At 70.2% G+C, this 8,943-nt stretch carries 8 protein-coding genes and 1 pseudogene; 1 reads left to right on the top strand and 8 read right to left on the bottom strand.

Going from position 1 to position 8,943, the window contains the following annotated elements; translation table 11 throughout:
- From ACFOW8_RS17350 to ACFOW8_RS17310, 8 genes and pseudogenes are all read right to left on the bottom strand, one after another.
- A partial coding sequence (locus ACFOW8_RS17350) for a 3-hydroxyacyl-CoA dehydrogenase (RefSeq protein WP_378551649.1) occupies positions 1 to 852 on the bottom strand: 852 nt, incomplete at its 3' end.
- 159 nt (positions 853 to 1,011) lie between these two features.
- Positions 1,012 to 1,992 (bottom strand): glycine betaine ABC transporter substrate-binding protein, encoded by a 981-nt coding sequence (locus ACFOW8_RS17345; RefSeq protein WP_378551648.1) that lies wholly within the window; start codon positions 1,990 to 1,992, stop codon positions 1,012 to 1,014.
- Entirely contained in the window at positions 1,989 to 2,744 is a 756-nt protein-coding gene (locus tag ACFOW8_RS17340; protein ID WP_378551647.1) for an ABC transporter permease, read from the bottom strand. The genes ACFOW8_RS17345 and ACFOW8_RS17340 overlap by 4 nt, the downstream gene beginning before the upstream one ends.
- 427 nt (positions 2,745 to 3,171) lie before the next feature.
- On the bottom strand, positions 3,172 to 4,347 hold the full coding sequence (locus tag ACFOW8_RS17335) for an ABC transporter ATP-binding protein (RefSeq protein ID WP_378551646.1): 1,176 nt from the start codon (positions 4,345 to 4,347) through the stop codon (positions 3,172 to 3,174).
- A complete protein-coding gene (locus tag ACFOW8_RS17330) occupies positions 4,340 to 4,990 on the bottom strand; it encodes an ABC transporter permease (protein WP_378552071.1) in 651 nt (216 codons plus the stop codon). Before ACFOW8_RS17330 ends, ACFOW8_RS17335 begins: the two co-directional genes overlap by 8 nt.
- A 680-nt stretch (positions 4,991 to 5,670) precedes the next feature.
- Positions 5,671 to 6,213: pseudogene (locus ACFOW8_RS17320) on the bottom strand (regulatory protein RecX); the annotation flags it as partial.
- 421 nt (positions 6,214 to 6,634) lie between these two features.
- On the bottom strand, positions 6,635 to 7,672 hold the full coding sequence (gene recA, locus ACFOW8_RS17315) for a recombinase RecA (RefSeq protein WP_378551645.1): 1,038 nt from the start codon (positions 7,670 to 7,672) through the stop codon (positions 6,635 to 6,637).
- A 169-nt stretch (positions 7,673 to 7,841) separates the two neighbouring features.
- Complete coding sequence (locus tag ACFOW8_RS17310; protein WP_378551644.1) at positions 7,842 to 8,291, bottom strand: nuclear transport factor 2 family protein; 450 nt, start codon at positions 8,289 to 8,291, stop codon at positions 7,842 to 7,844.
- Between the two features lie 127 nt (positions 8,292 to 8,418).
- Here ACFOW8_RS17310 and ACFOW8_RS17305 point away from each other — a divergent pair, with 127 nt between their 5' ends.
- Positions 8,419 to 8,934 (top strand): CGNR zinc finger domain-containing protein, encoded by a 516-nt coding sequence (locus ACFOW8_RS17305; RefSeq protein ID WP_378551643.1) that lies wholly within the window; start codon positions 8,419 to 8,421, stop codon positions 8,932 to 8,934.
- Positions 8,935 to 8,943: the final 9 nt, after the last annotated feature.

The raw sequence follows: 8,943 nt of genomic DNA, 5'->3' as shown, positions 1-8,943 counted from the left end.
ATACCGGTAGAACCCTTCTCCCGTGGCCGCGCCGAGCTTGCCCTTGTCGATGTAGTTCTCCTTCAGCCACGCGGCCAGCTTCCGATGCGCCTCGCTGCCGTTGACCAGGATGTTGTACGGGGTGGTGAGCCCGATGATGTCGAGCATCTGGAACGGGCCCATGGGCGCGCCGGTGGCGATCCGCCAGGTCTCGTCAACCGCGGCGGGCTCGGCGTACCCGCCCGCGGCGAGTTCGATGCCGGAGTTCAGGAACGGCACGAGCAGCGAGTTGAGGACGTAGCCCGCCTTCTCCTTGTGCAGTTCGATCGGCACCATGCCGATGTCCTTCGCGAAGCCTGCCACCGCCGCGAACACCGCGGGGTCGGTGCGATCGGTGCCCATCACCTCGGCGGTGTTGAACTTCCACACGTGATTGGCGAAGTGCAGGGCCAGGAATCGGTCCGGGCGGCCGGTGGCGTCGGCGAGATCGCTCGGCAGCAGGGTGGAGGAATTCGTCGCGAAGACGGTGCGTTCGGGGGCCAGGCTCGCGAGCTTGCCGTACAGGTCGCGCTTGATCGCGAGCACCTCCGGCACCGCCTCGATGATCAGGTCGGCCTCGGCCGCGGCGGCGGCCAGGTCCGTCGTCAGCGTGATACCCGCCGCGGTCGCGGCGGTCTTGTCCGCGTCGGCGCCCGGCACCTCCTGCCGGTACACCGCGGCGAGTCCGTCGAAGCGTTCGCGGGCTGCGGTGATCGCGGCGTCGTCGATGTCGTAGGCGGTCACGTCGAATCCGTGGAAGGCGGTCTGGAACGCGATCTGGGATCCGAGGACCCCCGTCCCCAGGACCGTGATCGTGCGGAACTCGATGGTCATGCGTCTCCTCCCAACTCGGGAAGCGGACTCCCCTAGCCGCTCCGCGGTATCGGTTTCCGGTGTCGCCACCATCGTCCACCATGGCGCGGTACCCGCGACCGCGGCGCCCACCCGCGTGTTCCCGACCTCGACGGATGCACCCCCGTCCCCTCGGCGTCGTCAGCCCGCGGTGACCAGGCCCTCGGCGACCATCCAGTCCCTGGCGACCTCGGCCGGTTCGTTGCCATCGATATCGACCCGGCGGTTGAGTTCGGTGATCACCTCGTTGGTCAGCCGCGCCGAGATAGGGGCCATGATCCGGGCGACGTCGGGGTTGGCGTCGGCGAAGTCGCGGTGCATGACGACGGCGGCGTTGTACTTCGGGAAGAAGCCGCGGTCATCGGTGAGCAGAACCAGGTCGAGGGCGGGGATACGACCGTCGGTGGCGGCGACGGAACCGAAGCGGCACCCGGTGGCGTCGGCGGTCGCCTGGTACACCAGTGCGTCCTGGACGATCTGCTTCTGCACCCGGTCGATGTCGATGTCGTACTTGCGGGCCATGCCCGGATAGCCGTCCTGGCGGACGTTGAACTCGGTACCGACGCAGGTGGCGGCCGCGGCCGGATCGCGGGCGATCAGCGCCGCGTAGTCGGAGAGGGTGCGCACCCCGGTCTCCTCGGCGGTGCGCCTGCTGGTGACCAGGGCGTAGGTGTTGTTCATCGGGGCCATGGCCGTCCACACCATGCCGTGCTCGGCGAGGTCGGCGTCGCGGACCAGTTCGAACTGGCGGCGCTCGTCCGGCTCCGGGGTCTCGTTGCCCAGGTAGTTGATCCAGCCGGTGCCGGTGTAGTCGTAGGCGATGTCGACCTGGCCGTGCAGCTGGGCGTCGCGCAGGCTGTTGGAGCCCTGGATATTGGTCAGGTCGCGCACATTCGCGCCTGCGGCGGTGAGCGCGAACTCGATGAGGTAACCGAGGATATTGGCCTCGGTGAAGTCCTTGGAGCCGACCGTGACGGCGACCCCGTCGAGGGCGGGCACCGGCGTGATACTGCCGGGGCCCACCGGCAGCGGCACCGATCCGCCGGACTGCAGGCCGCACCCGGCCAGCAGTACCACCCCGATCGCCGGGGCCAGTGCGCGCAGCCATCGGGTGAGCCTCACCGCAGCCCCCTCGGTCCGAGGAATTGTTCGGCCAGTGCGCCGAGCCAGTCGACCAACAGCGCCAGCGCGACGGCGAGGACGGCGCCGAGCGTGAGCGTCACGGTGTCGCGCAGTTTGTAGCCGGTGTCGATCAGGATGCCGAGGCCGCCAGCGCTCACCAGGAACGACAGTGTCGCGGTGCCGACCGCCAGCACCAGTGCGGTGCGCAGGCCCGCCAGGATGTAGGGCACGGCGAGCGGGAACTCGATGCGCCGCAACACCTGTGCGGCCGACATGCCCTGGCCGCGGCCCGCGTCGACGAGCGCCGGATCCACCTCCTGATAGCCGAGGATCGTATTGCGCAGCACCGGCAGCAGCGAGCAGAACGCGATCGGCGCCACCCCCACCCAGAAGCCGGTGGTCCGGGTGACCAGATAGCACAGCACGATCAGGCCGATGGCGGGAGCGGCGGCACCGATATTGGCGATGCCGACGAAAATCGGTGCGAGCCCGCGGAATCCGGGCCGGGTGAGCAGGGTACCCAGCGGCACCGCGACCGCGACCACGATCAGCACCACGGCCGCGGTGATCAGGATGTGCTGCCAGGTGACCGTGGCGATATTGCCCACGGTGATGCTGGCCTGCTGGGTGCGGGTGAGGTCACGGCGGAACGCCCACACGAGCACGCCGACGGTGAGGATCAGCACGATCACCGGCTGGAGGAGGAGACGCAGGAATTCGGCCCGGCGCTGGGCGGCAGGAGCCGGCCGCACGGGGCGCTCCGTTCGCGAACCGGCCTCAGCGGTACCAGGTTTCGTCACGCCACCGCCCTCCGTGCGCGCAGCGGATCACGGCGCCGGGGCGCGGGCCCGCCCGGTCCGATCGGCGCGCGCGAGGATCGCCTCCGACCGGCCGGGTGGATCCCGATCGCGGCTGCCCTGGCCGACCGGGCAGCGCGACGGCCGACCGGTACCGCGCGCGATTCGGCACCCGTCGCGGCGGGCTCGGTCCGGGTGCTGGCCGAGCACGCCGCCGCGCTCGGTGGAGCCGGACGCTGCGCGCGTCCGGCGGCCGGGCGGTGGGCACCGACCCGGTCGGCCCCGGGGGGCCGTCGATCGACCCGAGGTCGACGGCAGCGAAAGCTGATGCGGCGCAGGGGGTGGTGTGAGATCACCATGGCGGCCGGGCCGCGAGCCGGGGTCATCCCGGCACCGCCGAGGTGGTCCCGGTCGCGGCGAGATGAGTGATCAACGTGTCGACGGTGACCACGCCCGCGTACCGGCCCGCCGCGTCGATCGTCACCGCCGAGGCGGTGCGCTCGGTCAGCAGGACAGCGAGTGCGTCCTGCAGGGTCGCGTCCGCGGGAACGGTGCGAGCGATCGGCGTGCCGAGGTCGTGCGCCGTGTCGGCATGGGCCAGTTCGGCTGCGGCGACGCGGCGCAGTGGACGACGGTCCTCGTCGACTACGACCGCCCAGTCGTGGTCGCTCGCACGCAACGTCGCCGCCAGCGCGGCAGGCGGTGTCGCCTGGTCGGCGACGACGCCCTGGTCCAGGTCGAGGTCGGCGAGGACGGTCAGACCGAGGCGGTCGATGGTGGCGGTGGCGCCGACGAAACCGGCCACGGTCGCGTCGGCGGGCGCGGCCAGGATCGCGGCCGGGGTGTCGTATTGCAGGATGCGGGAACCCTCGCCGAGCACCGCGATCCGGTCGCCCAGTTTCACGGCCTCGCCGAAATCGTGGGTGACGAAGACGATGGTCTTGCCGAGTTCGCCCTGCAGGCGCAGCAGTTCGTCCTGCAGCAGCGCGCGGGTGATGGGGTCGACCGCGCCGAACGGTTCGTCCATCAGCAGGACCGGCGGGTCGGCGGCCAGCGCCCGCGCGACGCCGACCCGCTGCTGCTGGCCACCGGAGAGCTGACGCGGGTAGCGGGTGCGGTAAGTGCCGGGGTCGAGGCCGACGAGGGTGAGCATGTCATCGACGCGAGCGGCGATGCGTTTACGGTCCCAGCCGAGCAGACCCGGCACGGTGGCGATGTTCTTCGCGACGGTCAGGTGCGGGAACAGACCTGCCTGCTGGATGGAATAGCCGATGCCACGCCGCAATTCGTCGGCGTCGATCGCGGCGGCGTCGCGGCCGCCGATGGTGATGGTGCCGGAACTCGGCTCGATGAGCCGGTTGATCATCCGCATGGTGGTGGTCTTGCCGCAGCCGGACGGGCCGACGAGTACCACGATCTCCCCGGCCGGAATGGTCATCGAGACCGCATCGACCGCCGGATCCGGCTGCTCCGGGTAGCGTTTGGTGACCCGGTCGAGCACGATCTCGACCCCGGAGACCGCGGCGGGCCCGGTCACGGTGCTGGTGCTGTCAGTCACGGATTCCCCTCGGGATGGTCAGTCGGCCAAGCAGTTGCAGGACGCCGTCCAGGGCGAGCGCGAGCACGACGATGAGGACGGTGCCGGTGAGGGCCTGCGGCACCGCGTTCGGGCTGCCCAGCCGCGAGAGCCCGGAGAAGATCAGGTTGCCGAGGCCGGGCCCCTTCGCGTAGGCGGCCAGCGCCAGGATGCCCATGATCATCTGGGTGCTGACCCGCATCCCGGCCAGGATCGACGGCCAGGCCAGCGGCAGTTCGATGGCGGTGAGCAGGCGCAGCCGGTTCATCCCGACGCCGCGGGCCGCGTCGACCACCGCCGGGTCCACCGCGGACAGCCCGAGCACGGTGTTGCGCAGGATCGGCAGCAGCGCGTACAGCACCAGCGCCACGATCGTCGGCCCCACCCCGAGCCCGAGGAACGGGATCAGCAGGCCGAGCAGCGCGAACGAGGGCACCGTGAGGATCGCGCCCGCGGTCGCGGTGGCCGCGGCCGACCCGAGCGGGCTGCGATACACCAGCACCCCGACGAGCACCGCGACAATCGTCGCCAGCAGCAGCGACTGCACCACCGCCGACACATGCAGGTAGGAATCGACGAACAGCTGTTCCCGCCTGCTCACCACGAACGACCACAACGCGTCCAGGACCCACCTCCCCGTTGTCCGGCGGCCATCAGCGGCCCTGTTCCCCGGAATGCCCGCCCCGACACCGGGCGAAACACCCGTCCCCACACCGCACTGCCCGAAGCGGGCCTCGAATCTGCGTGCCCGCAAACATGTTTCAGCAGCGCAAGATCATCCTACGCCCCATCCCGACCCCCGTGGGCGCTTCCGGCAGCACACCTGGCATCGCGGGCCACACCCGGACCCAAACACTACAGTCGCGAGATGCCCGACCCTGGGCGAACCGACCTGATCGATCGGCCCGGTCACCCTCGATGGCGGCACGGCGCTCACCGGCCCGCTTCGGCCAGTTCGGCTTTCACCACGGAATAGGCGGTGGACTGGTCGTAGCCGCGCCGGGCGAGCATGTCGACCAGGCGGCGGGCGACTTTGGTGCGGTCGAGGTCGGTGGGCATGGCGCGGAGCTTGCGCCGGACCAGGTCGGCGGCGGCCTGGGCGTCACCGGGGGTGGGGCGCGGGCGGAGACGGGGCGTGGTGCTGGACTCGGGGTCATCGATCGTCGTAGCGGTCGGTCCGGTGGTGGCGCCGTGGGCGCTGCCGTGCCGTGGTAGCGGTGTGGTGCGCTCGCCGGTTCCGTACTCGTCGGGGTCGTCGGTCTCGGCAGCTCCTGGACGGTGGGACGGGGTGGGCGCGCGGATGAAGCCCGCGTCGGCGAGTTCGGTGGTGACCACGGCGAAGGCGGTGGACTGGTCGTAGCCGCGGCGGGCGAGCATGCCGACGAGGCGGCGAACGGCCTTGTCGCGGTCCAGGTCCCTGGACAGGGTGGCGAGTTTGCGGCGGACCAGGTCGGTGGCGCGAGCGTGTTCGGCATCGGCGGTGACGGAGGCCAGGGCGGGTTCGGCATCGGCGGGGGCGACACCCTTGTCACGGAGTTCGCGTTGCAGCGCCTTCCTGCCCCTGCCTGAGTAGGTGTGCCGCTCGTACACCCACTGTTCGGCGAACGCGGTGTCGTCGACGAGGCCGACTTCGGTGAGCCGGTCGAGCGCGGCGGCGGTCACCTCGTGGCGGAAACCCTTCTCGCCGAGGCGCTTCTCCAGTTCGGCGCGGCTACGGGCTCGTACCGACAGCAAACCCAGCGCGGCGTCCTTGGCCTGGTCGACGGTCGCGCCGGGCCGGTCGCCCGGGGCGAGCCGGCGTGTGCCGGCCCGCCGGTCGGGCTCTCCCGGCTGGGATCCGGCCGCCACCGGATCCACCTGTCCGCCGTTGTCACCACCGACGCCGGCCGACAGGGAGTCTTCAGCACGCCGGGCGGACCTGCGGCCACGCCGGGCGCCGCGGGGCCGTCGTGCCCCGCTCCCCCACTCTTCATGATCATCACCGTTCCGCGCAGCGGAATCGGGTGGATTGTCCCCTTCGGTGAATCCGGTCGGGTGCGCGCGCTGCGGATCGCCCGCACCCGACCGAATTCCCCTGACGTCCGCCCCGGCCCGATGTTCCCGGACCCGGCGGACGGGCTCGCGCGCCGCGCTGTCGCGGCGCTGGTCTCGCCGATCGGGCTCCTGCGGCGCCACCTCGATCCCGAGGCGGGCCAGCTGCCTGCGCATGTCCTCGACCGGATCGGCGGCAGCGCGGGCCTTCCGATCCGGGTTCGGCGAGCTCATGGACTCAGAAGTCGGCGGGCGCGTCCGCCTCGGCGGTCAGATCGGCGCCGATGCCCAGCTTCTCCTTGATCTTCTTCTCGACCTCGTCGCGCACATCGGTGTTCTCCAGCAGGAACTTGCGGGCGTTCTCCTTGCCCTGGCCGAGCTGGTCGCCCTCGTAGGTGTACCAGGAACCGGACTTGCGGATGAAGCCGTGCTCGACACCCATGTCGATGAGCGAGCCCTCCTTGGAAATGCCCTGGCCGTAGAGGATGTCGAACTCGGCCTGCTTGAACGGCGGGCTCACCTTGTTCTTGACGACCTTCACGCGGGTACGGTTACCGACCGCGTCGCTGCCGTCCTTGAGGGTCTCGATCCGACGTACGTCCAGACGCACCGAGGCGTAGAACTTCAGCGCCTTACCACCCGTGGTCGTTTCGGGCGAGCCGAACATCACGCCGATCTTCTCGCGCAGCTGGTTGATGAAGATGGCGGTGGTGCCGGAGCTGTTGAGCGCGCCTGTCATCTTGCGCAGGGCCTGGCTCATCAAGCGGGCCTGCAGGCCGACGTGGCTGTCACCCATCTCGCCCTCGATCTCGGCGCGCGGCACCAGGGCGGCGACGGAGTCGATGACGATGATGTCGATGGCGCCGGAGCGCACCAGCATGTCGGCGATCTCGAGCGCCTGCTCACCGGTGTCGGGCTGGGAGACCAGCAGCGCGTCGGTATCGACACCGAGCTTGCGGGCGTAGTCGGGGTCGAGCGCGTGCTCGGCGTCGATGAACGCGGCAACACCGCCTGCGGCCTGGGCATTGGCCACCGCGTGCAGGGCGACGGTGGTCTTACCCGAGGATTCCGGGCCGTAGATCTCGACGATGCGACCACGCGGCAAACCACCGATGCCGAGTGCGACATCGAGCGAGATGGAGCCGGTCGGGATGACGGAGATGGGCTGGCGGGCCTCCTCGCCCAGGCGCATGACCGCACCCTTGCCGAAGCTCTTCTCCACCTGCGCCAGTGCCAGCTCCAGCGCTTTGTCGCGGTCGTAGGCCTGCGGTGCCATGATGTGATCCCCTTCTCGAGGTGAGTGTCTCTCTGGTTGGCGCCCACAGTAGAGGCTGGCACCGACATGTTCTGGCGCCCAGATTAGTCGAACACCCATTCGAGTCAAGCGACGCGCCCACGGACACGCGCGGCACCCGCCACGACCCCGCAAATCCCCAGGGCAGACCCTACTGCTGCGGTAGCGGCGAGGCGTCGCCTTCGGGGCGCGGACCGAAGATCCGCCGCTGCGACTCGGCGATGCGCACATCGTTGATGCTGGCCTCGCGGCGCGCCATGCGGCCGTCCGGCGCGAACTCCCACTGCTCGTTGCCGTAGCTGCGCCACCACTGACCGGTGTCGTCGTGCCATTCGTACTGGAAGCGGACGGCGATGCGGTTGCCCGAGAAGGCCCACAGGTCCTTGCGCAGGGCGTAGCCGTTCTCGACCGACCATTTCCGGGTGAGGAACTCGACGATGGCGGCATGGCCGGTGAAGAACTCGTCCCGGTTGCGCCAGACCGAATCCTCGGTATACGCGGCGGCGACACGCTCGGGATCCCTGGTGTTCCAGGCATTTTCGGCGGCGAGCACCTTGGCGCGCGCGGAGTCGAGGTCGAACGGTGGTAGCGGTGGTCGCACGGCGAAGCCCTCCCGGAATTTTAACTGCCTAATCAGCGTTTACTGGTTAGACAGTAGGGTGGCGTGCGGTCGGCGTCAAGCCGGGCGAGCACGACAGTGGTGAGGAGCTCAGTTGGTAGCCTCAGGCATGCGCGATCCCCGTCCGCACACCGGCGAGCCGCCCGCGCTCGACCTGCTCAATACGCGCTGGGCGGGTGCGGCACCTGGCGATCTGCTCACCGATCTCGACGGTCTGCGGCTGTGGCTCGAGCTCACCGGGCTCACCGGCGGCGTTCCCGCCGACGAACACACGCTCAATGCCCTGCACACCGCGCGGGAGGCGATCCACACGGCGGTCACCACCGGGGACGGCGCCGCGCTCAATCGCGTGCTCACCCACGGCCATCTGCGGCGCGAGCTCACCGCCGACGGTCCGCGCTCGGTTCCCGAGGTCGCCGATCCGGCCTGGTTGCCCGGCTGGCTGGCCGCCGACAATCTGCTGCAACTGCTCGCCGAGGCGCCGCGCCGGATCCGCCAGTGCGCCCACCCGGACTGTGTGCTGTTCTTCTACGACACCTCCAAGAACGGCACCCGCCGCTGGCACTCCATGGCGACCTGCGGCAATCGGGCCAAGGCCGCCCGCCACTACGCCAAGTCCGGCTGAGCGTGCGTC

The sequence above is a fragment of the Nocardia rhizosphaerae genome (assembly GCF_042650365.1).
Taxonomy (GTDB): domain Bacteria; phylum Actinomycetota; class Actinomycetes; order Mycobacteriales; family Mycobacteriaceae; genus Nocardia; species Nocardia rhizosphaerae.
The sequence above is the reverse complement of the archived record's forward strand: the minus strand, read 5'-3'. Positions and strand labels throughout refer to the sequence as shown.

Bases quoted from the DNA above. Each gene is read 5' to 3' on its own strand.
- ACFOW8_RS17305 (WP_378551643.1), top strand. From the start codon at position 8,419: ATGCGCGATCCCCGTCCGCACACCGGCGAGCCGCCCGCGCTCGACCTG.
- recA (WP_378551645.1), bottom strand. From the start codon at position 7,672: ATGGCACCGCAGGCCTACGACCGCGACAAAGCGCTGGAGCTGGCACTG.